Below are 18,306 nucleotides of genomic sequence, written 5' to 3'. Positions count from 1 at the left end.
GTTCCTCACGGCCGGATGCCTACTGACCATGGCCTTTCCGAAAGAGTTCACTTTCCGGTCGGAGATCGTTCACGAAGCGACGATTACCGTGACGGGCATGCGCGACGCCTATCATGACGAGCTGGACAAACTCACGATCAAGCTGGTCGAGATGACCCGCCTGGTTCGCTCGGCCATGTCCCGGGCCACCACGGCCCTGCTTGACGCCGATCTTCACCTCTCCGAGAGTGTGATCTCTCAGGATGAGGAGGTCAACCGGCTGTACGCCGAGGTGGAGACCTCCATCTACGAGCTGATGGCCACCCAGCAGCCCGTCGCGGTCGACCTCCGTACGGTCATCACCGCGCTGCGCATGGCCGCCGACCTTGAGCGCATGGGCGACCTGGCCGAGCACATCGCCAAGATCGCCCGGATGCGCCACCCCGAGTCGGCCATCCCGGCCGAGCTCCGCGACACCATCGTCGAGATGGACCAGATCGCCGAGCGCCTGATCACCAAGACCGGCACCTGCATCGCGACCCGCGACGTCGAGCTCTCCAAGGAGCTCGAGGCCGACGACGACGCGATGGACCTGCTGCACCGCCGCCTGTTCCGCGTTCTGCTCTCGCCGAACTGGAACCACGGCATCGAGGCCGCGATCGACATCACCCTGGCGGGCCGCTACTACGAGCGCTACGCCGACCACGCCGTCCGCGTGGCCCGTGACGTCGTCTACCTGGTCACCGGCTCCCGCGACGAGGAATAGGCGCGTGCTCCGCAGGCAAAGCACAAGTTGACCCGAATAAGCGAAATCCCCGGCCCTCGGGGGGCCGGGGATTTTTCATGCCCGGGATTACTTGCCCTGGTTGGCCACTGCTTCGATGGCTGCTGCCGCGGCCTCGGGGTCGAGGTAGCCGGAGCTGGTCGGCTTGTAGTCAGAGTCGAGTTCGTAGCGCAGGGGGATGCCGGTGGGGATGTTCAGGCCGGCGATGTCGGCGTCGCTGATGTTGTCGAGGTGCTTGACCAGGGCGCGCAGGGAGTTGCCGTGGGCGGCCACGAGGACGGTCTTGCCGGCGGCGAGCTGCGGGACGATCGAGTCGTACCAGTAGGGCAGCATGCGGTCGACGACGTCTTTGAGGCACTCGGTCTTGGGGCGGAGTTCCTTCGGCAGGCCCGCGTAGCGCGCGTCGGCGAACTGGGAGAACTCGTCGTCGTCGGCGATGGGGGGCGGCGGGGTGTCGTAGGAGCGGCGCCAGAGCATGAACTGCTCGTCGCCGAACTCGGCGCGGGTCTGCGCCTTGTCCTTGCCCTGGAGGGCGCCGTAGTGGCGCTCGTTGAGCCGCCACGACCGCTCGACCGGGAGCCAGAGCAGGTCGGCCGCCTCCAGCGCGAGCTGGGCGGTGCGGATCGCGCGGGTCAGCAGGGACGTGTGCACCACGTCGGGGCGCACGCCCGCCTCAAGCAGCAGCCGGCCGCCGCGCGCGGCCTCCTCCTCACCGGCAGCCGAGAGGTTGACGTCGACCCAGCCCGTGAACAGGCCCTTGACGTTCCATTCGCTCTCGCCGTGCCGGAGCAGTACCAAAGTCGCCATGACCGGCATCTTAGTGGTGGACGGTTAACGCTCCGGGTCGGCGAAACGGGCGAAAGCCTGCAAATTGGCAGTCGACTCGCCGCGTTCGAGCCGCCACTCCCACTCGCGCCTGATCGAGGTCGCGAAGCCGATCTCCAGGGCCGGGTCGAACAGCTCGTCGGCGTAGGTGAGCACGCAGCCGAGCAGCCGGTCGACCTCGGCCTCGGTGACCCCTTCATGGGGGATCCGGCCGACGAGGTGGACGTCGCCCCGGTGGTCGAGGGCGAAGTGGACGCCGTACATCGACCCGTTCTTGGACAGCAGCCAGCGGTAGAACTCCTGGTGGTTCTCGTCGGGGCCGCGGCAGAAGAACGCCTCGATGTTGAGGGCCTGCTCGTCGACGACCAGCCAGGTCATCGTCTGGAGCTTGTGGGTGCCGGGGAGCTTCACCAGGTAGGAGCCGCTGCGGGGGCTCTCGTAGCTCAGCTCCATCGACGTCAGGGCGGCTTCGATCACGGCGGCGAGGCTCATCGGGCGGCCGCCACGGGCAGGAGCTGGCTCATTGCTCCGGTATACACCTCCACGAGCCGCCCGGCCGTGGCCTGCCAGCCGAACGCGGCGGCGTGGCGGATGGCGCCCTCGGCGAGGAAGCCGCGCCAGGCGGGCCGGTCGAGCAGGCCCGACAGGGCGGTCGCCCATTCGGCGGGGTCGTGACTATCGACCAGCAAACCCGAGACGCCGTCCTCGACGGCGGTGCGCAGCCCACCCACCGACGCCGCCACGACCGGGGTGCCGCACGCCTGCGACTCCAGGGCGACGAGGCCGAAGGACTCGTTGTGGGAGGGCACGACCGTGACGTCGGCGGCCCGGTACCAGTCGGCCAGTTCGGGCTGCGGGCACGGCGGGGCGAGGTGGACCAGATCGGTGAGCCCCAGTTCGGCGGCCACGTCGGTGAGCAGGGACGGGCGGGCCAGTCCGTTGCCGCTCGGGCCGCCGACGCAGGCCACCACCAGGCGGTCTCTTAAGGAGGGGTCGTCGGCGATCATCTTCGCGGCCGCCCGGAGCAGCACGTCGGGGGCCTTCAGCGGCTGGATGCGGCCGACGAACAGCAGCACGTGGGCGTCCTGCGACAGGCCCAGCCGGTGGCGGGCGGCGCCCTTGGACGCGGGCTGGAACACCTGGAGGTTGACCCCGGGGTTCACCACGCTCACGCGGGCGGGCGGGGCGGCGTACAGGGAGATGAGCTCTTCGGCCTCGGCGGCGGTGTTGGCGACCAGGCGGTCGGCCACGTCGACGACCTGTTCCTCGCCGAAGACGCGGGCCGGGGGTTCGGGGCGGTCGCCCTCGGCCAGGAGCAGGTTCTTGACCTTGGCCATGGTGTGCATGGTGTGCACGAGCGGCACGCCCCAGCGCTCCTTGGCCAGCCAGCCGACCTGGCCCGACAGCCAGTAGTGGGAGTGGATGACGTCGTAGCGGCCGGGTTCGTAGATCGCCTCGGTACGCAGCACGCCCGACAGGAACGCGCACATCTGGCCCGGCAGGTCGGAGCGGTCGAGCTCCTCGTAGGGGCCGGCGGTGACGTGGCGTACGGAGACGCCCGGCACGAGTTGCACGATCGGGGGCAGGTCGCGCGACGTCTGCCTGGTGAAGATCTCGACCTCGACCCCGAGGTCGGCCAGCCGTTTGGCCGTCTCCACGATGTAGACGTTCATCCCGCCCGCGTCGCCGGTCCCCGGCTGGTCGAGCGGTGACGTGTGCATGCTGATCGTCGCGACCCGGTTCACCCGTCGCACCCGCAACCACCTCCAAACAACGACTAACCATGACACTCAGCCCGAGATTCCCGCTCTCACTAGGATTGCGACCATGACGAAAACAGCCGTGGTCACGGGGGCCAGCAGCGGAATCGGTGCCGCGACGGCCCGCAGGCTGGCGAAAGAGGGGTTCCAGGTTGTGGCGGCCGCCCGCCGCCGCGAACGGCTCGACGAACTGGCCGCCGAGCACCCGGGAATCGTCCCGATGACCCTCGACGTCACCTCCCAGGAGTCCGTCGACGCCTTCAACGCCGCCGTCCCGACGGTCGACGTGCTGGTCAACAACGCGGGCGGCGCGGTCGGCCTCGAACCGGTCGCCTACGGCCTGCTCGACGACTGGCGCACGATGTACGAGGTCAACGTCCTGGGCGCCCTCCGGATGACCCAGGCGCTGCTGCCGAAGCTGGTCTCCAGCGGCGACGGCGTGCTGGTCATGCTGACCTCGGTGGCCGGGCTGGTCTCCTACGAGGGCGGCGGCGGTTACTGCGCGGCCAAGCACGGCCAGACCTCCATGACCGAGACGCTCCGCCTCGAACTCGTCGGCGAGCCGGTCCGGATCATCGAGATCGCGCCCGGGATGGTGGAGACCGAGGAGTTCTCGCTCAACCGCTTCCGGGGCGACGCCGACAAGGCCAAGAAGGTGTACGAAGGCGTCCCCGACCCCCTGACCGCCGACGACGTGGCCGACGTGATCGCGTTCGCGGTGACCCGTCCGGCCCATGTCAACATCGACCGCCTGGTGATCCGCCCCCGCGCCCAGGCCGCCCAGCACAAGGTGCACCGCGTGTGAGACCGGTCGGGGCCATCACGAGGGGCACCACCGGCCACAACCGGCTCCGGCGGGCCGACCGGTGGCTGGCCGCCGTCCACGAGGGCCTGCTGCGGTCGGCCGCCGACCCGCTGGTGGTCGACCTCGGGTACGGCGCCTCCCCCGTCACCACCCTGGAGCTGTTCGCCCGGCTGCGGATGGTCCGGCGCGACCTGGAGGTGGTGGGGGTCGAGATCGACCCCGAGCGGGTGGCGGCGGCGTCGGCGTACCGGAAACCCGGCCTGGACTTCCGCCGGGGCGGCTTCGAGATCCCCGGCCGGCCGCCGCTGGTGATCCGGGCCTTCAACGTGCTGCGGCAGTATCCCGAGGCCGAGGCCTGGCGGTACTGGGAGCTGATGGCCTCCCGGCTGCAGCCCGGCGGGCTGATCGTCGAGGGCACCTGCTCGGAGATCGGCCACCGGGCGGTCTGGGTCGGCCTCGACCCCGCCGGCCCCCGCACGCTGACCTTCGCGGCCCGCTTCGGCGGCATCGACAAGCCCTCGGACCTGGCCGAACGGCTGCCCAAGACGCTCATCCACCGGAACGTGCCCGGCGAGCGGGTGCACGCCTTCCTCACCGACTGGGACCGCGCCTGGGCCGTGTCCGCCCCTTTCGGGGCGTACGGGGCGCGGCAGCGCTGGATCCGGGCGGCGCTCCTGCTGAGCGACTCATGGCCTCTCCACACCTCCGCCCCCTACGGGGGAACAGCCCGGTGGCGCCTCGGCGAGCTGTCCCTGCCCTGGTCGGCGCTTGTAAGCTGAGGTTGTACCCCACCCTCCTCTACGAGACGTAGTACTACGCCGGGTAGGCTGAATGTCGTGAAGGGTCTTGGCGAGCTTGAGCGCAGCATCATGGACGTTCTGTGGGCGGAGGGTGGTCCGTTGACCGCCCGCGAGGTGGGGCGGCTGATCGCCGATCGCGATCTGGCGCCGACGACCGTCATGACCGTGCTCGACCGGCTCACCCGGAAGGGCTTCCTGACGCGGGTCCGCGACGGCCGTGCGTGGCGCTACGAACCGGCCGCGAGCCGTGACGCCTACATCGCCGAGCTGATGCTGGAGGCCCTCGAGATGACCGGAGACCGTTCCGCCGCGCTGACCAGGTTCGCGCAGGCCGTGTCCGGCACCGAGGCCGACGTGCTCCGAAAAGCTCTCACGGAGCTGGAGGAGGAGTGATCGCGGCCGTCGCGCTCGCCGCGCTCGCCGCCGTCTGCGCGGTGTCCGCGTGGCGGATGACGTCCGTCCGCTGGACGTGGCGCGCTCCCCGGGCCGCGATCGCCCTGTGGCAGGCCCTCGGCCTGACCTGGGGGCTGGCCTCCGTCGGCGCGCTGCTGGCGTACGCCCTCGAACCGTGGGGGCGCGGGGTGATCCACGGGCTGGTCTATCTGGTCACCCACTGGCGTGAGCCCGCCGGGCTGCAGCGGGTGGGCGCGCTGGCCGCCGGGCTGGCGCTGCTGACCGTGCTGCTGGCCGTGGTCGTGGTGGCCATGGCGCAGACCACCCAGGCCCGCCGCCGCCACCGGCTGCTGCTGTCACTGGTGGCCCGCGACGAGCCGGCCGTGCCCGGCGTACGGGTCGTCGACCACCCCGGGGCCGCGGCCTACTGCGTACCCGGGCTGAAGTCGCAGGTCGTGATCAGCGAGGGCACCCTGAGCCTGCTCTCACGCGACGAGCTCGCCGCGGTGCTCGCCCACGAAGACGCCCACGCGCGCGAGCGCCACGATCTGGTGCTGCTGCCGTTCGCCGCGCTGCGCTGGGTGCTGCCCTGGTCGAAGGTGGTGCGCGACGCCCACGCGTCGGTCGCGCTGCTGGTCGAGATGGCCGCCGACGACCACGCCAGGCTGCGGGTGCCGCCGAAGCGGCTGGCCACGGCGCTGCTGCGGTTCGGCACGGCCGGCGCGTTCGCCACTCCCCACGGGGCGCTCGGCATGGGCGCCGAGAACGTGATGGCCCGGGTGAACCGGCTGGTCAAGCCTGGTCCGGCCATGCGCAGGCGCTACCGCTACGGCATCGTCGCCGGGGCTGCCCTACTAACCACGTCGGCGCCCCTTTTGTGGTTCTTGCCCCAGTGAGTTAGCTATCGTTAACCAGTGCGTTTGCAAATGCATACACGCTCTGGCAGTCTGGGAGACATGGAACTCCCGAAGGTCGGCTCGATCGGTGAATACATCCGCGAGCAGCGCACGCAGGCGAAGATCTCGCTGCGTCAGCTCGCGGCCCAGGCCGGGGTGTCCTTTCCTTACCTCAGCCAGGTCGAGCGGGGAGTACGCAAGCCGAGTGCCGAGATCCTCAACCAGATCGCCAAAGGGCTGCGGATCTCGTCCCAGGCGCTCTATGTGCAGGCCGGTCTGATCGACGAGCGCGAGCCCGACAGCGACGTATTGGCCGCCATCCGGGCCGACGTCACGATCACCGGACGGCAGCGCCAGGTTCTGGTCGACATATACGAGTCGTTCCGCAAGGAGAACAAGGCCGCGGAGAACGAAGGGGCCCAGCCGACGCAACCGGCCGAGCCCCTGGATGCGGCTTCACTTAACGGTCACGCCACGTCAGAAGGGTACAACCTGCCATGACCCTCGCCACCGAGGTCAAGAAGATCACTGAGTCCAAGCCGTTCTACGCCCTGACCGGCGCCGGCGACTTCGCGGTGGAGAAGCTGCGCGAGCTCCCCGACCGGGTCATCCAGCTGCAGGCCCGCCGCGAGGAGGCCTTCGCCTACGCCGGTCGCGTGCAGGGCAAGGCCGAAGACTACGCCAACACCGTCGCCGAGCGGCTGAACGCCCTCTACGAGGAGATGGCCAAGCGCGGCCGCAAGGTCGTCAGCCAGGCCAGCGGCGAGGCCGCGCTGGAGCTCACCGAGGTCTCCGAGGCCGCCGAGCCCGCCGTCGCCGCCAAGGCCACCACCTCGACGAAGCGCCCGGCCGCCCGCCGGTCCACCGCGTCGAAGGTCTCGTAACACCACAGTTCGCGGCCCCGGTGGGAGATTCCCCACCGGGGCCGCGGCTTTCTCGGCCTGCACACCACGGAAACCAGACACTAGGCTGGTGGACATTCCGACATTGACCCCGCGGGAGTGACGAGATGCTCTACGGCGTACTGGACCTCATCTTCCTGGGCCTCGCCATCGCGGCGTTCGGGATGTCGGTGTGGGCCCTGATCCACGCGATCCGCACCCCCGCCCGCGCCTTCCAGGCCGCCGGCAAGCTCAACAAGAACCTGTGGATGCTCTTCACCGGCCTCGCCACGATCTTCACGCTCGCCTCCGCCGCCGGATACATGGGCGGCGGGCTGAACATGCTGAACATCTTCACCATCGCCTCGGTGATCGCGTCGGGCATCTACCTGGCCGACGTGAAGCCGGCCGTCAGCGAATACAAGGGCGGCGGCGGCAACCAGGGCCCCTACGGCCCCTGGTGATCAGAGCCAATCGCGCTTCTTGAACTGGGTGTAGAGGACGACGGCGGCGACCACCCACAGGCCCGTCGACGTCCAGAACCCCCATGGCTGGCCTGAGCCCGGATAGGGCACGTTCTGGCCGTAGAAGCCGGTGATCATGGTGGGCACGGCGATGATCGCCGCCCAGCTGGTCACCCGCTTCATGATCAGGTTCATCTTGTTGTTCGCCATGGTCATGTGGGCCTCGCGGATGTTGCCCACCAGGTCGCGCAGCGAGTCGGTCCATTCGGCGGCGCGCACGGCGTGGTCGTAGACGTCCTGGAAGTAGGGCGCCAGCGTGCTGTCGCGGATGATCTCGTTGCGGCGGAACAGGGTGTTGACCACCTCCCGCATCGGGGCGACCACCCGCCGCAGGTTGACCAGGCTCTTGCGCAGCTCGAAGGTCCGGCGCTGCTCGTCGGGGCCCGGCAGGGTCTCGTGGAAGAGTCCCTCCTCCAGCTTCTCGATCTGGTCGTCCATGGCCTCGACGACCTCGAAGTGGGTGTCGACGACGTAGTCGAGCAGGCCGTGGAGCAGGAACGCCACCCCGTGCTCGGCCAGGGCGCCGCCGGAGTCCCATCGCCGCTGCACCTGGTCGATCGAGAACGACTCGCTGGTCCGCACGGTGACCAGGGCCCGTTCGGTGACGAACGCCGACGCCTCGACCGACTCGAGGCGGCCGGTGTCGCCGTCGAAGTGGGTGGCGTAGACGTTCAGGAACATGTGGCTGTCGTAGACGTCGAGCTTGGGGCGCTGGCTCGCGTGCAGGGCGTCTTCGATGGCCAGCGGGTGGAGGCCCAGCTCCTCGCTGATCGCGTCGAGGTCGGCGCGGGTCGGCGTGCACAGGTCGAACCAGACGACCGCGTCGGGCTCGCCCAGGTGGTCGGAGACGTCGGCGATGGGGAAGCCCTCGGCTTCGAGCTTCCCCTTGCGGTAAAGCCTGGTACGTGCCATCGGCTCAGCGTACTCCGATGGCACTATCGTGACGGGTCATGACATCTCTGGCACGCCCGTTAGGGCTGGCCCTCTTGTTGATCGTCCTGTTCGCCGCTCCGGCCCGTGCCGCCGGGACGAGCGAGGTGACCATGCAGTTGCGTCCCGACGGGGTGCTGCACGTGGTCGAGAGGGCCGACGGGCCGCTGAGCCGTACCGTGACCACCCGGACCCGCCATGACGACGGCTCCGACCGGGTCTACCGCATCACCAACGTCAAGGGCGCAACCCTCGACGGCGACACGCTGACCGTCCCGGCCGCCGGGACCGTCGGGTACGACGTCACCGGCGCGGTCACGCCGATGCCCGACGGCACCGAGGAACTGCGCTGGTTCGCGGCCGGCGGGCCGCTCGACGCCGTGACGGTGTCGGTGCGCGGCCCCGGCCAGATCCAGAGCCTCGCCTGCTTCGCCGGACCGGCCGCCTCGGCGGTCGGCTGCACCGCCGCGAGCATGGACGAGTCGGCCGAGAACGCCGCCTTCGAGCAGACCGGCCTCGCCGAGGGCGAGCAGCTCACGGTCGTGGTCGCCTACCCCGCCGGGTCGACCGGCGCCCAGCCGATCCTGGAGCGCCGCTTCGACCTGGCCACCGCCTTCACCGTCGACGTGTGGACCGGCGGCTCGCTGGTCGTCCTGCTGGTGCTGCTGCTCGGCGGCCTCTACGGCCTCTACCGCTCGCGCGGCCGCGACGCCCGGGTGGTCGAGTCGGAGTCGGGGCTGTACGCCCCCATCGAAGACGGCCGCTTCGCCCCGCCCGACGGGGTGCGCCCCGGCCAGATCGGCACCCTGATCGACGAACAGGCCGACGTGATCGACGTGACGGCCACCATCGTGGACCTGGCGGTACGCGGCTACCTGCGCATCGACGAACAGCCGCGCGGCGCCTACGACGCCCCCGACTGGCTCCTGGTGAAGCTGCCCAAGGCCCCCGTGCAGGCCCTGCTCCCCTACGAGCGCGCCCTGTACGACGCCATGTTCGACCTCCGCGACGACATCCTGCTGTCCCAGCTCCACGGCGGCTTCTCGGCCGGCCTGGCCCGGGTCCGCGACGCCCTCTACCGCGACGTCGTCAAGCAGGGCTGGTTCGCCCGGCGGCCCGACTCGGTGCGGTCGCGGTGGACCGTCCTCGGCGTCCTGCTGACCGTGCTCGGCCTGGCCGGGACGGTCGTGCTGGCCTGGCAGACCACCTACGGCCTGGTCGGGCTGGCGGTGATCATCGCCGGTGCGGCCCTGACGGTCGGCGGGCAGCACATGCCGGCCAAGACCGCCAAGGGCGCCGCGGCGCTCGCCCACACGCTGGGCTTCCGCCAGTTCCTCATCTCGGGCGACGTGAACGGGCTGCCGGAGGGCCAGCGGGTCGAGCTGTTCTCCCGCTACCTGCCGTACGCGGTGATCTTCGACAGCGTCGACCGGTGGGCCCGCGTGGTGTCGTCGATCACGACCGAGGGCGACAACCTGTACTGGTACCACGGGCCCGCCGAGTGGGACCTGTCGAAGTTCGCCGACTCGATGCGCACGTTCGTGATGACCACGTCGGGTGCGATCTCGGCGGCCCGCCAGTTCAGATCGTTCTGACCCGGAGCTCGCCCACGGGCCGGCCGCCGCCCTTGATCGGCGGCACCAGGTCGTCGGGGACGTCCTCGCCCAGGGCCTTCAGGGCGTGGGCGGTGACCGCGACCCTGGCCCGCTGGCCGCCGTCGACGATCTTCACGGCGGCGGCCCGGCCGTCGGCCAGCGCGAACGCGTCGAACGCCTCGGCCCCCGCCTTCAGCATCAGCCCGGGGACGGCACGCATCAGGGCCGCCTCGGGCCGGGTCGTGCCGCTCGTGTATTCGGGGTGGGCGCGCATCGCGTCGGCGATCCGGCGCTCCTTGGAGCCTTCGGGAGCGGTGACGATCCGCCGGAAGGCCCGCACGACCCCCACCATCGACACGTAGAACAGCGGCGCGCCGCAGCCGTCGACGCCCGTGGCGGCGATCCGCTCGGAGGTGAGCTCCTCGACGGTGGTGCGGATCGACTTCTGCAGCGGGTGGGTGGGGTCGAGGTAGCCCTCGGTCGGCCAGTCGTTGACCGCGCAGGTCGCGAGCATGGCCGAGTGCTTGCCGGAGCAGTTCATGTAGACGCGGCCGAAGTCGAGGGAGGTCCGGTCGTCGGGGTAGTCCTCGGGGCACCGCAGAGCGCTCTCGTCGAGCCCGGCCTCGCGCAGGATCCGGCGGGCGCCCTCGACGTGGATGGGCTCGCCCGCGTGGCTGCCGCAGGCCAGCGCCAGCAGCTCGCCGTCGAGGTCGAGCCCGGCGTGCAGCATGCCGGCCGCCTGCAGCGGCTTCATCGACGAACGGGGTGAGGAGGGGGCCTGGACGTCGCCGTGGACCAGGACGGGGGAACCTTCGGCGTCGACGGCGACGACCCGGGCGCGGTGGACCGACTCCACGAACCCGGAGCGGACCACCTCGACCAGCAATTCGGACATGCCGTCGACTGTAGGGCATGGCAGAATCCCGCCATGCGCGCGGTGGTCCAGAGGGTGAGCCAGGCATCGGTGACGGTCGACGGGACGGTGGTCGGCGCCATCGACGAGCCCGGCCTGATGGTCCTGGTGGGGGTGACCCACACCGACGGCCCGGCCGAGGCCGCGAAACTGGCCGCGAAGTTGTGGGGGCTGCGCATCCTCGACGGCGAGAAGTCGTGCTCCGACGTCGGGGCACCGCTCCTGGTGATCAGCCAGTTCACCCTCTACGCCGACACCAGGAAGGGCCGCCGCCCCACGTGGCAGGCCGCGGCCCCGGGCCCGGTGGCAGAACCGCTGGTGATCGCGGTGCAGGAGGAACTGCGCAGGCTGGGCGCGCGGGTGGAGACCGGCCGCTTCGGCGCCGACATGAAGGTCGCCCTGATCAACGACGGCCCGATCACGCTGGTCATCGACGTCTGACGCGGTCAGGCCCGCCAGATCCCGATGCCCAGCTCGGCCAGTTCGGCGGTGGCCCCACGCGGGTCGCTGATCGCGCGTTCGGCCGCCTTGGTCAGGTCGAGGGGGCTGCCGTCGGAGGCGACCAGTTCGGCCGGTTCGCTCCACGAATGCCGGAAGACGGCCTGGCCCGCGCGGACGGCGGCCAGGTTCAGCAGCACCTCCAGCGGGGTCAGGAACAGCTCCGGCAGCTCCTCGGGGGCGGCGTCCGGGAACAGCGGCCGGGCGACCTCGTCGAGGTCGCCGTCCTCCAGCATCTGCAACACCTGGGGCAGCCCCGGCCCGGTGAGCCCGATGGTGTGCAGAATGCCGTCGGCCTCGCGCTCGAGCTGCGCGGTGGTGGCCGCGTGGGTGAACTCGGGCCAGGCGAGCACCATGTCGTCTTCCATCTCCCGTCCGAGGGCGTGCAACGCCGCCCGGGTGGCCTCCAGTTCGACGGCCCGCAGCGCCGCCTGGGCGGCGGCCAGGTCGAGGATCAGCGACGTGGCGGGCCTTCCGTCAGACACGGCGAGGGACTCGGGGAAACGCGCGGCGCGGGTGGCCGACGACGGAAACGGGTCCCACCGTGACGGGTTGGCCGGGAGCGGTTTGGCCCGCAGGGCGTCGAGCTCGTCCTTGCGCGCGGCCACGAATTCGGCGAAGCCGCCGTACAAGTCATCGGGCAGGTGCCCCGCCTCAGAGCCCGGCAGCAGGTGGAAGTCATAGAAGGAGTTCCACGCTTCAATGACCGCCCAGATCTCGTGCATCGCGCCGACCGCGTCGGCCGACCCGGCCACCCGCACGCCGACGGCGTCGGCGCGGAACTCCCAGCGGCGGCAGACGGCGTTGTCGATCAGCCGGTACACCCATCTGTACCCGCGGAACGCCCACGCGGCCGGGTTGGTCGGCCGGAGGGCCTCGGCGGTGGTGACGATGGCCGTGTCGGCCCGGATGGCGAACCCGACCCAGCGGGTGTGCCCTGCGGCGAAGTGCGCCATGAAATGCGCCAGCCCGAACCGGGCCTGGCCGACCGTCATCGTCTGGAGGAGCGGCAGGCCGACGTACAGGACGCGGCGGCCCCGCAGGAAGGCGTGGGTGTACCGGACATTGGGCTCCGACATGAGCCGGACCTCGTGGGGAGGGCGGGTGCCTGCCTCCTCGGCCACCTCCCGCACCAGCTGCCACAACCCCGGAGCCTGATCGGCGTCGAGGGCCGGGCCGGTCGACCGCTCGTCGCGCTGCCGCAGCGCCCGCCACGATCCGCGCCCCAGCGCGTAGACCAGGCAGCCGGCCCAGCCGAACATGACCAGGACGAGCGTCACGAAGCCGACGGGCGCGACCCTCCCCGGGGGTATCGCCCGTAACAGCACGACGAACCCGGTGAGCTGCGCGGCAGCCACGCCCACCAGGCCGCACAACATCACCATCGACACCAGCGCGCGTCCCACGCGAGCAGGCTAGTGCCTACATCAGATTCGGGCGCTTCCGGTCACGGGCCATCATCGCGGCCTGCCGGCGCAGTTCCGGGTCGACCTGGACGTTGCGGCCGGCGTCCTGCGGAACGATGACCTCCTGCGTGGCCGCCACGTGGCCGGCCACCAGGTCGATGTCGACCGGGACGGTCCGCTTGACCACCGCGAGGGCGATCGGGCCGAGTTCGTAATGGCGGGCCGACGAGCCCACGAAGCCGATCTGGCCCGGGGTCGCCGAGCCCTCGACGGCCGCCTCGGGGTCGGCCTCCAGCGGGGTGCTCACGCCCAGCGTCACCGGGGTGCCGTGGGGCGGCAGCTCGTCGACGCTGCCGTCGAGGTGCAGGAAGACCAGACGGCGGGGCGGGTGGCCCAGGTTGTGGACGCGGGCGACCGTCTCCTGGCCCCGGTAGCAGCCCTTCTTCAGGTGCACGGCCGTCTCGATCAGCCCCAGCTCGTGGGGGATCGTCTTGTGGTCGGTGTCGAAGCCGTAGCGGGGGATGTGCGCCTCGATGCGCAGCGCCTCGTAGGCCCAGAGCCCCGCCAGCGGCCCCTGCGCGGCCAGCTCCGAGCGCGGGATCAGCCGGTCGTCACCCGGGACGCCGGAGACCACGGCCCAGTCGGCCGACACGTCGGTGATCTCGACGCGGAGCATGAACCGCATCTTCTCGAGCCACGTGATCAGCTCTTCGGACGTGCCCGGCTCGACGTGGATCCAGGTCGTCTCGCCGTCGTCGCGCAGGTGGAGGTGGTGTTCGAGCCGCCCCTGCGGGTCGAGGAACAGCGTCTGCGTCCAGACGCCGGGGGGCAGGTCGTCGAGCTTCTGGGAGCTCAGGCTGTTGAGCCAGCTCAACCGGTCGGGCCCGGACACGGTGATCACGGGACGGTTGCTCCGGTCGACCACGGCCCGGCCGGCCGCGAGGGCGCGCTGTTCGGCGTAGGGGTCGCCGTAGTGGGCCGCGACGGTGTCGTCGGGCGACGCGCCGGGAACCGCCCCGGGGACGTCGAGCAAAGGGCTGCGCATACCCCTCAGGCTATGCCCGCTCAGCGGCAGTCGCGGCACCGCCCGAAGATCGTCAGATGGTGGACGTCGGTCTGGAAGCCCATGTCCTGGTCGAGCCGGGCCACCATGTCGCCGACCAGCTCGGGAGGCGCCTCGATGATCTGGCCGCAACTCCGGCAGACCAGGTGGACGTGGTCGGCGTCGGCGGCCAGATGGTAGGTCGGGGCGCCGTGCCCGAGATGGGTGTGGGTGACCAGGCCGAGCTCTTCGAGCAGTTCGAGCGTGCGGTAGACGGTCGAGATGTTCACCCCGCGCGCGGTCTCCTGGACCTTGGCGCAGATCTCCTCGGGAGTGGCGTGGGTGAGCGCGCTGACCGCCTCGAGGACGAGCTGGCGCTGCGGAGTGACCCGGTAGCCGCGGGCCCGGAGCTCGTCGTGCCAGGTGTCGGTCATGACGAGATCCTACGGCCCGATATTGACTTGCCCACCCCGGAGAAGAGCGCCTAGCGTACGAAGCACGCAGAGAGGAGGTGGTCCGAATAATGATTAGTCATGATTGGGCTAGCGAGGTGGCTGTCCGCTAGGACAACCCGATCCGGACCGACTCCGGGTCGGCGCGTCAGAGCGCAGATCCAGGCAGACACCGGAACCCCGGGCAGCCGGCGGGTGCAGGGCGCAGACCCTCTCCCATTGGTCCAGCCGGCCCGCTCAACCGAGCGGAACGCGCCCGGGGTTTCTCAATGCCCTCGTGCTTCCACGCCCAGGATCTCGCACGCCTGCCGGTAGAGCACGACGACCTCTTTGCGCACCTGCGCCCGCTCCACGATGGGCGCGGGCCATTTCACCGTGACCGGCTCGCCGTCGGCCTCGAAGTGGATCGCCTCGGTGTCGACGTCGGTCGTGCGGGCCGACGTGGCGTCAGGCTTGCCGCCGAGGGCCCGCACGATCAGCAGCGCGTCGGCCGCATGGTCGTCGTTCATGTGCTTCTTGATCGCCTCGACCGCGTCCGGGGTCAGCGGGGTGCTCATGGCGCCCGATCCTAGTCGGCGACCTTCTTGAGCTCCGCCGAGGCGTGGTCCTGCAGCGGGTGGCCCACGGCGGCCATCTCGTAGGCGTACATGAGATTGCCGTTGACCAGGCCGTAGAGGCGCTTGCCCGCCGAATAGTCCTTCGAGGTGACGGTGCGGGCCACGACGTCGGTGATCAGTTCGATCTTGTGGAAGACGACCTCGCCCACGTAGATCTCGATGATGCCGGTCGGGTGGGCCAGCATGACCTCGATCTGGCGCTCGGGCTGGACCCGCCAGAAACCCGACTCGCTGGCGAGGGGGCGGACCTTCTGGCCCTGCTGGTCGAGCAGCCAGGTGCGGCTGCGGTAGCTGAGGAACGGCTTGCCGTTGTGCTCGAAGATGATCTCCTGGCCGAAGTTGGCGCTCTCCATCGTCGGGTAGCCGATGACCCCGGCACCCTCCCAGTGGCCCAGCAGGAACGCGATCGGCTCAAGATCGGGATGTACGTCCATGCCGATAAGGCTAGTGCGGGTTTAGGCTGCGGGCATGGCACGCCAACTGGTGATCAAAGTGACCGCGGGCGCCGAGGCCCCCGAACGGTGCAACCAGGCCTTCAACGTCGCCGGGGCGGCGATCGTCAGCGGGGTCGGGGTGTCGCTGTGGCTGACCGGCGAATCGTCGTGGTTCGCCCTGCCCGGCCGGGCCGCGGAGTTCGAGCTGGCCGAGGCGGCCCCCCTCGAAGACCTGCTGGCGGCGGTGCTGGCCGGCGGCCGGGTGACGCTGTGCACCCAGTGCGCGGCCCGGCGAGGCATCACCGTCGACGACGTGCTCGACGGAATCCGCATCGCCGGGGCGCCCACGTTCGTGGAGGAGATCACCCAGGAAGGCGTTCAGGCGCTGGTCTACTGACGCGGCGCACAGCCGATCGCGGTCGCCGGGATCGGTTCACCGCGAGCCCCGACTAGAACCCTCCCGCCCTGCAGGAATTGTCCCAGAGGGCCCGGAGCTGGTTGTCGGGGAGCGAGGCGTAACCCCTGAAAGGAGGCCAGCTTCTCAGCATCGAACGCAACGATTCGAGTTCGCTGGCGTTGAGTGGCCGCAGGTCGCAGTAATACTGCATCGTCCCGTAGTCCACCAGAATGGGTCCCGCCTGGGCCGGAGCCGCCGACACGGCCGCTACCAAGGCAACGCCACCGATGAATGCCGACACTCTTTTGAGAGCTCGCAAGAATACGTCTCCTGTCGCATGTCGATTGTTGCTTACCGGCGACATTACGCACCCATACAAATTCAAGTCAATAGAAATAAATGCTTAAGAAAACGCAAAGGCCATTAGGCCTGTTCAGGGCTTGAGGACCGCGCCGAGCCGTTCGTTGCGGAGGCGTTCGTACCAGCTGTCGTCGATGGCGGGCAGCGGGCCGGCGGCCCAGCGGAGCAGGAGGTCGGCCAGGGCCGGGTTGCGGGCGAGGGCCGGGCCGTGGAGGTACGTGCCGATGATCTTGCCGGCGAAGCAGCCCTCGGTGCCGTCGCCGTTGCCGGTGCCGACGAGGGTGCGCGACAGCGGGGTGACCCCCGGGCCCAGCCTGGTGACGCCCATGTGGTTCTCGAAGCCGGTCAGGGTCGGCAGGCCCAGCGACGGGTCGACCTCGGCGGCCAGTTCGCCGACCGAGCGGCGCTCGCCGCGGCCCGAGCTGATGTCGAGCAGGCCGATGCCGGGCACCGGCTGGCCCTCCTCGCCGCCGAAGACCGAGCCCATGATCTGGTAGCCGGCGCACACCGCGAGCAGCGACGCGCCCCGCTGGATGGCCCGGTGGAGGCCGCCGTCACGGCGCAGGCGCTCGGCGCCGAGGATCTGGGGGCGGTCTTCGCCGCCGCCGATCAGGTAGATGTCGCCCTGCTCGGGGACCGGGTCGGAGGAGCGTACGTGGACGACCTCGACGGGGATGCCCCGGCGGCGGGCGCGCTGTTCGAGCACGAGCACGTTGCCCTGGTCGCCGTAGGTCGACAGCAGGTCGGGGTAGATCCAGACGATGCGGAGACTAGACTGCACGGCCGAACTCCGTCCGGATCGACTGGAACGCGGTGTAGTTGGCGATGACGTCGATGTCGCCCGGCGGGAGCGCGGTCACCGCCTGGCCGAAGGTGTCGACCAGGGTGAAGCCGACTCCGGCGACGTCGAGCCGCAGGGCCAGGTCGAGGCGGCGCTCGCCGGTCACGTAGACGTGGCGGCCGGTGAGGATGCGGTAGTCGACGTCCCACAGCCATGAGGTGTCGCGGCCGTCGGGGCCCTGCGCGTTGACCGACAGCACGATCGGGCGGTCGGGGCGGGTGACGTCGAAGGCCTCGAGCCAGCCGGCCGGGTTCTTGGCCAGCAGCAGCTTCATCACGCGGCCGTCGCGCTCGACGGTGGTGTAGCGGCCGGCCACCGACTTGACCTCGCGCAGCCTCGGCAGGGCGCGCTGCGGCTCCAGGCCGAAGGCGGCGGCGGTGGCCAGGGCGATGACGGCGTTGGAGCGGTTGGCGGTGCCGGGGAGCTGGAGGTTGAGCCGCCAGCGGTCGCCGCGCGGGTCGACCGCGTCTTCGCCGTCGAGGATCCAGTTGGGCTCGGGACGGCTGAAGGTGCACTCGCGGCAGGCCCAGTCGGCGTTGACGATGCCCTCGGCGCGGTCGAGCGGGCCGCCGCACTCGGGGCAGCACCACGAGTCCTCGTGCCAGCGCTGGCCGCCCGCGACCCAGGTCACCCGGGCGGCCGTGGAGGCGCCCCAGGTGACCAGCGGGTCGTCGCAGTTGGCGATCACGTGGGCGGGCTTGCCGGCCAGGGCGCGGCGCCACTTCTGGGCCAGCAGCCAGATCTCGGCCGCGCGGTCCATCTGGTCGCGGCTGAGGTTCATCAGCGTGACGACCCCGGCCTCGGTGGTGCTCAGCACCTCGGGGAGGTACTTCTCGTCGACCTCCAGCACGCCGTAGGGGGCGGCCTTGTTGGACGAGAGGGCCGAGACGTGACCGGCGGGCATGTTGGCGCCGAACGCGTTGGTGGCCACCTCTCCGAGCTCCTGGAGCGCCGAGGCGATCAGGCGGGTCGTCGTGGTCTTGCCGTTGGTGGCGCTGACCAGTGCGAGCTTCTTCTCGTGGGCGAGTTTGCGCAGGAGGTCGGGCTCCAGCAGCAGGCCCACCCGCCCGCCGATCACGGACCCGTCGCCGCGCCCGGTCGCCCGGGAGAGCGTCGCGGCGGTTCGTCCGAGCGCGCTGGCGAGCTGGGCGCGCAACGGCAACTGACTCATGCA

23 protein-coding genes are annotated in these 18,306 nt (G+C 70.5%); 11 read left to right on the top strand and 12 right to left on the bottom strand.

Going from position 1 to position 18,306, the window contains the following annotated elements; translation table 11 throughout:
• Positions 1 to 97: 97 nt before the first annotated feature.
• On the top strand, positions 98 to 745 hold the full coding sequence (phoU, locus tag FDA94_RS03780; RefSeq protein ID WP_137245626.1) for a phosphate signaling complex protein PhoU: 648 nt from the start codon (positions 98 to 100) through the stop codon (positions 743 to 745).
• 87 nt (positions 746 to 832) lie between these two features.
• Here the strand turns inward: phoU and FDA94_RS03775 are convergent, their stop codons facing one another.
• Genes FDA94_RS03775 through mshA form a run of 3 tightly spaced genes read right to left on the bottom strand, consistent with a single transcriptional unit; the run spans position 833 to position 3,309 of the window.
• Positions 833 to 1,570, bottom strand: coding sequence for a phosphoglyceromutase (locus FDA94_RS03775; RefSeq protein WP_137245625.1), 738 nt, complete (start codon positions 1,568 to 1,570; stop codon positions 833 to 835).
• 24 nt (positions 1,571 to 1,594) lie between these two features.
• Positions 1,595 to 2,080: a YbjN domain-containing protein gene (locus tag FDA94_RS03770; RefSeq protein WP_137245624.1), complete on the bottom strand. Its 486-nt coding sequence runs from the start codon at positions 2,078 to 2,080 to the stop codon at positions 1,595 to 1,597.
• Positions 2,077 to 3,309: a D-inositol-3-phosphate glycosyltransferase gene (gene mshA, locus FDA94_RS03765; RefSeq protein WP_137245803.1), complete on the bottom strand. Its 1,233-nt coding sequence runs from the start codon at positions 3,307 to 3,309 to the stop codon at positions 2,077 to 2,079. Before mshA ends, FDA94_RS03770 begins: the two co-directional genes overlap by 4 nt.
• 106 nt (positions 3,310 to 3,415) lie before the next feature.
• Here mshA and FDA94_RS03760 point away from each other — a divergent pair, with 106 nt between their 5' ends.
• The 7 genes from FDA94_RS03760 (at position 3,416) to FDA94_RS03730 (ending at position 7,587) form a co-directional block, all read left to right on the top strand.
• Positions 3,416 to 4,153: an SDR family NAD(P)-dependent oxidoreductase gene (locus tag FDA94_RS03760; protein ID WP_137245623.1), complete on the top strand. Its 738-nt coding sequence runs from the start codon at positions 3,416 to 3,418 to the stop codon at positions 4,151 to 4,153.
• Positions 4,150 to 4,932, top strand: a complete 783-nt coding sequence (locus tag FDA94_RS03755) for an O-methyltransferase (RefSeq protein ID WP_170990768.1) — start codon at positions 4,150 to 4,152, stop codon at positions 4,930 to 4,932. The genes FDA94_RS03760 and FDA94_RS03755 overlap by 4 nt, the downstream gene beginning before the upstream one ends.
• A gap of 57 nt (positions 4,933 to 4,989) precedes the next feature.
• Positions 4,990 to 5,346, top strand: a complete 357-nt coding sequence (locus FDA94_RS03750) for a BlaI/MecI/CopY family transcriptional regulator (RefSeq protein WP_137245622.1) — start codon at positions 4,990 to 4,992, stop codon at positions 5,344 to 5,346.
• Entirely contained in the window at positions 5,343 to 6,242 is a 900-nt protein-coding gene (locus FDA94_RS03745; RefSeq protein ID WP_137245621.1) for a M56 family metallopeptidase, read from the top strand. Before FDA94_RS03750 ends, FDA94_RS03745 begins: the two co-directional genes overlap by 4 nt.
• Positions 6,243 to 6,302: 60 nt before the next feature.
• On the top strand, positions 6,303 to 6,743 hold the full coding sequence (locus FDA94_RS03740) for a helix-turn-helix domain-containing protein (protein WP_062337940.1): 441 nt from the start codon (positions 6,303 to 6,305) through the stop codon (positions 6,741 to 6,743).
• On the top strand, positions 6,740 to 7,126 hold the full coding sequence (locus FDA94_RS03735) for a hypothetical protein (protein WP_137245620.1): 387 nt from the start codon (positions 6,740 to 6,742) through the stop codon (positions 7,124 to 7,126). Before FDA94_RS03740 ends, FDA94_RS03735 begins: the two co-directional genes overlap by 4 nt.
• Before the next feature lie 125 nt (positions 7,127 to 7,251).
• Complete coding sequence (locus FDA94_RS03730; protein ID WP_137245619.1) at positions 7,252 to 7,587, top strand: DUF2516 family protein; 336 nt, start codon at positions 7,252 to 7,254, stop codon at positions 7,585 to 7,587.
• On the opposite strand, the gene FDA94_RS03725 is transcribed toward FDA94_RS03730, so the two are convergent.
• Positions 7,588 to 8,559: a magnesium transporter CorA family protein gene (locus tag FDA94_RS03725; protein WP_137245618.1), complete on the bottom strand. Its 972-nt coding sequence runs from the start codon at positions 8,557 to 8,559 to the stop codon at positions 7,588 to 7,590.
• A 38-nt stretch (positions 8,560 to 8,597) separates the two neighbouring features.
• Between FDA94_RS03725 and FDA94_RS03720 the strand changes: the two genes are divergently transcribed.
• Positions 8,598 to 10,172, top strand: coding sequence for a DUF2207 domain-containing protein (locus FDA94_RS03720; RefSeq protein ID WP_246059498.1), 1,575 nt, complete (start codon positions 8,598 to 8,600; stop codon positions 10,170 to 10,172).
• Here FDA94_RS03720 and FDA94_RS03715 read toward each other — a convergent pair.
• Positions 10,159 to 11,067 (bottom strand): asparaginase, encoded by a 909-nt coding sequence (locus FDA94_RS03715; RefSeq protein ID WP_137245617.1) that lies wholly within the window; start codon positions 11,065 to 11,067, stop codon positions 10,159 to 10,161. The genes FDA94_RS03720 and FDA94_RS03715 overlap by 14 nt on opposite strands.
• Positions 11,068 to 11,100: 33 nt before the next feature.
• Between FDA94_RS03715 and dtd the strand changes: the two genes are divergently transcribed.
• Positions 11,101 to 11,526, top strand: coding sequence for a D-aminoacyl-tRNA deacylase (gene dtd / locus FDA94_RS03710; protein WP_137245616.1), 426 nt, complete (start codon positions 11,101 to 11,103; stop codon positions 11,524 to 11,526).
• Positions 11,527 to 11,531: 5 nt separating this feature from the next.
• Here dtd and FDA94_RS03705 read toward each other — a convergent pair whose 3' ends face one another.
• From FDA94_RS03705 to FDA94_RS03685, 5 genes are all read right to left on the bottom strand, one after another.
• The gene (locus FDA94_RS03705) at positions 11,532 to 12,989 is read right to left on the bottom strand and encodes a M48 family metallopeptidase (protein ID WP_137245615.1); all 1,458 of its coding nucleotides are present in this window, start codon (positions 12,987 to 12,989) and stop codon (positions 11,532 to 11,534) included.
• Between the two features lie 16 nt (positions 12,990 to 13,005).
• Positions 13,006 to 14,034: a CAF17-like 4Fe-4S cluster assembly/insertion protein YgfZ gene (ygfZ, locus tag FDA94_RS03700; protein ID WP_137245614.1), complete on the bottom strand. Its 1,029-nt coding sequence runs from the start codon at positions 14,032 to 14,034 to the stop codon at positions 13,006 to 13,008.
• Between the two features lie 20 nt (positions 14,035 to 14,054).
• On the bottom strand, positions 14,055 to 14,465 hold the full coding sequence (locus FDA94_RS03695; protein ID WP_137245613.1) for a Fur family transcriptional regulator: 411 nt from the start codon (positions 14,463 to 14,465) through the stop codon (positions 14,055 to 14,057).
• 284 nt (positions 14,466 to 14,749) lie between these two features.
• On the bottom strand, positions 14,750 to 15,040 hold the full coding sequence (locus FDA94_RS03690) for a DUF2470 domain-containing protein (RefSeq protein WP_137245612.1): 291 nt from the start codon (positions 15,038 to 15,040) through the stop codon (positions 14,750 to 14,752).
• Positions 15,041 to 15,051: 11 nt separating this feature from the next.
• Positions 15,052 to 15,534 (bottom strand): heme-binding beta-barrel domain-containing protein, encoded by a 483-nt coding sequence (locus tag FDA94_RS03685; RefSeq protein ID WP_137245611.1) that lies wholly within the window; start codon positions 15,532 to 15,534, stop codon positions 15,052 to 15,054.
• A gap of 34 nt (positions 15,535 to 15,568) precedes the next feature.
• On the opposite strand from FDA94_RS03685, the gene FDA94_RS03680 reads away from it, so the two are divergent.
• The gene (locus FDA94_RS03680) at positions 15,569 to 15,931 is read left to right on the top strand and encodes a DsrE family protein (protein WP_137245610.1); all 363 of its coding nucleotides are present in this window, start codon (positions 15,569 to 15,571) and stop codon (positions 15,929 to 15,931) included.
• Positions 15,932 to 16,364: 433 nt separating this feature from the next.
• Here the strand turns inward: FDA94_RS03680 and FDA94_RS03675 are convergent, their stop codons facing one another.
• Both FDA94_RS03675 and FDA94_RS03670 read right to left on the bottom strand, forming a co-directional pair.
• Complete coding sequence (locus tag FDA94_RS03675; RefSeq protein ID WP_062337965.1) at positions 16,365 to 17,072, bottom strand: type 1 glutamine amidotransferase; 708 nt, start codon at positions 17,070 to 17,072, stop codon at positions 16,365 to 16,367.
• Positions 17,062 to 18,303 carry a MurT ligase domain-containing protein gene (locus tag FDA94_RS03670; RefSeq protein WP_137245609.1) on the bottom strand — a complete coding sequence of 414 codons (1,242 nt, stop codon included), beginning with the start codon at positions 18,301 to 18,303 and terminating at the stop codon, positions 17,062 to 17,064. Before FDA94_RS03670 ends, FDA94_RS03675 begins: the two co-directional genes overlap by 11 nt.
• Positions 18,304 to 18,306 lie beyond the last annotated feature (3 nt).

The organism is Herbidospora galbida, assembly GCF_005233835.1.
In the GTDB taxonomy this organism is placed as follows: domain Bacteria; phylum Actinomycetota; class Actinomycetes; order Streptosporangiales; family Streptosporangiaceae; genus Herbidospora; species Herbidospora galbida.
This window is presented reverse-complemented; position numbering and strand designations above follow the sequence as displayed.

What these genes read in the sequence shown, in the direction of transcription:
- phoU (WP_137245626.1), top strand. Translation starts at nt 98, where the DNA reads ATGCGCGACGCCTATCATGACGAGCTGGACAAACTCACGATCAAGCTG.
- FDA94_RS03775 (WP_137245625.1), bottom strand. Translation starts at nt 1,570, where the DNA reads ATGGCGACTTTGGTACTGCTCCGGCACGGCGAGAGCGAATGGAACGTC.
- FDA94_RS03770 (WP_137245624.1), bottom strand. Translation starts at nt 2,080, where the DNA reads ATGAGCCTCGCCGCCGTGATCGAAGCCGCCCTGACGTCGATGGAGCTG.
- mshA (WP_137245803.1), bottom strand. Translation starts at nt 3,309, where the DNA reads ATGCACACGTCACCGCTCGACCAGCCGGGGACCGGCGACGCGGGCGGG.
- FDA94_RS03760 (WP_137245623.1), top strand. Translation starts at nt 3,416, where the DNA reads ATGACGAAAACAGCCGTGGTCACGGGGGCCAGCAGCGGAATCGGTGCC.
- FDA94_RS03740 (WP_062337940.1), top strand. Translation starts at nt 6,303, where the DNA reads ATGGAACTCCCGAAGGTCGGCTCGATCGGTGAATACATCCGCGAGCAG.
- FDA94_RS03735 (WP_137245620.1), top strand. Translation starts at nt 6,740, where the DNA reads ATGACCCTCGCCACCGAGGTCAAGAAGATCACTGAGTCCAAGCCGTTC.
- FDA94_RS03730 (WP_137245619.1), top strand. Translation starts at nt 7,252, where the DNA reads ATGCTCTACGGCGTACTGGACCTCATCTTCCTGGGCCTCGCCATCGCG.
- FDA94_RS03725 (WP_137245618.1), bottom strand. Translation starts at nt 8,559, where the DNA reads ATGGCACGTACCAGGCTTTACCGCAAGGGGAAGCTCGAAGCCGAGGGC.
- FDA94_RS03720 (WP_246059498.1), top strand. Translation starts at nt 8,598, where the DNA reads ATGACATCTCTGGCACGCCCGTTAGGGCTGGCCCTCTTGTTGATCGTC.
- FDA94_RS03715 (WP_137245617.1), bottom strand. Translation starts at nt 11,067, where the DNA reads ATGTCCGAATTGCTGGTCGAGGTGGTCCGCTCCGGGTTCGTGGAGTCG.
- dtd (WP_137245616.1), top strand. Translation starts at nt 11,101, where the DNA reads ATGCGCGCGGTGGTCCAGAGGGTGAGCCAGGCATCGGTGACGGTCGAC.
- ygfZ (WP_137245614.1), bottom strand. Translation starts at nt 14,034, where the DNA reads ATGCGCAGCCCTTTGCTCGACGTCCCCGGGGCGGTTCCCGGCGCGTCG.
- FDA94_RS03695 (WP_137245613.1), bottom strand. Translation starts at nt 14,465, where the DNA reads ATGACCGACACCTGGCACGACGAGCTCCGGGCCCGCGGCTACCGGGTC.
- FDA94_RS03690 (WP_137245612.1), bottom strand. Translation starts at nt 15,040, where the DNA reads ATGAGCACCCCGCTGACCCCGGACGCGGTCGAGGCGATCAAGAAGCAC.
- FDA94_RS03685 (WP_137245611.1), bottom strand. Translation starts at nt 15,534, where the DNA reads ATGGACGTACATCCCGATCTTGAGCCGATCGCGTTCCTGCTGGGCCAC.
- FDA94_RS03680 (WP_137245610.1), top strand. Translation starts at nt 15,569, where the DNA reads ATGGCACGCCAACTGGTGATCAAAGTGACCGCGGGCGCCGAGGCCCCC.
- FDA94_RS03670 (WP_137245609.1), bottom strand. Translation starts at nt 18,303, where the DNA reads ATGAGTCAGTTGCCGTTGCGCGCCCAGCTCGCCAGCGCGCTCGGACGA.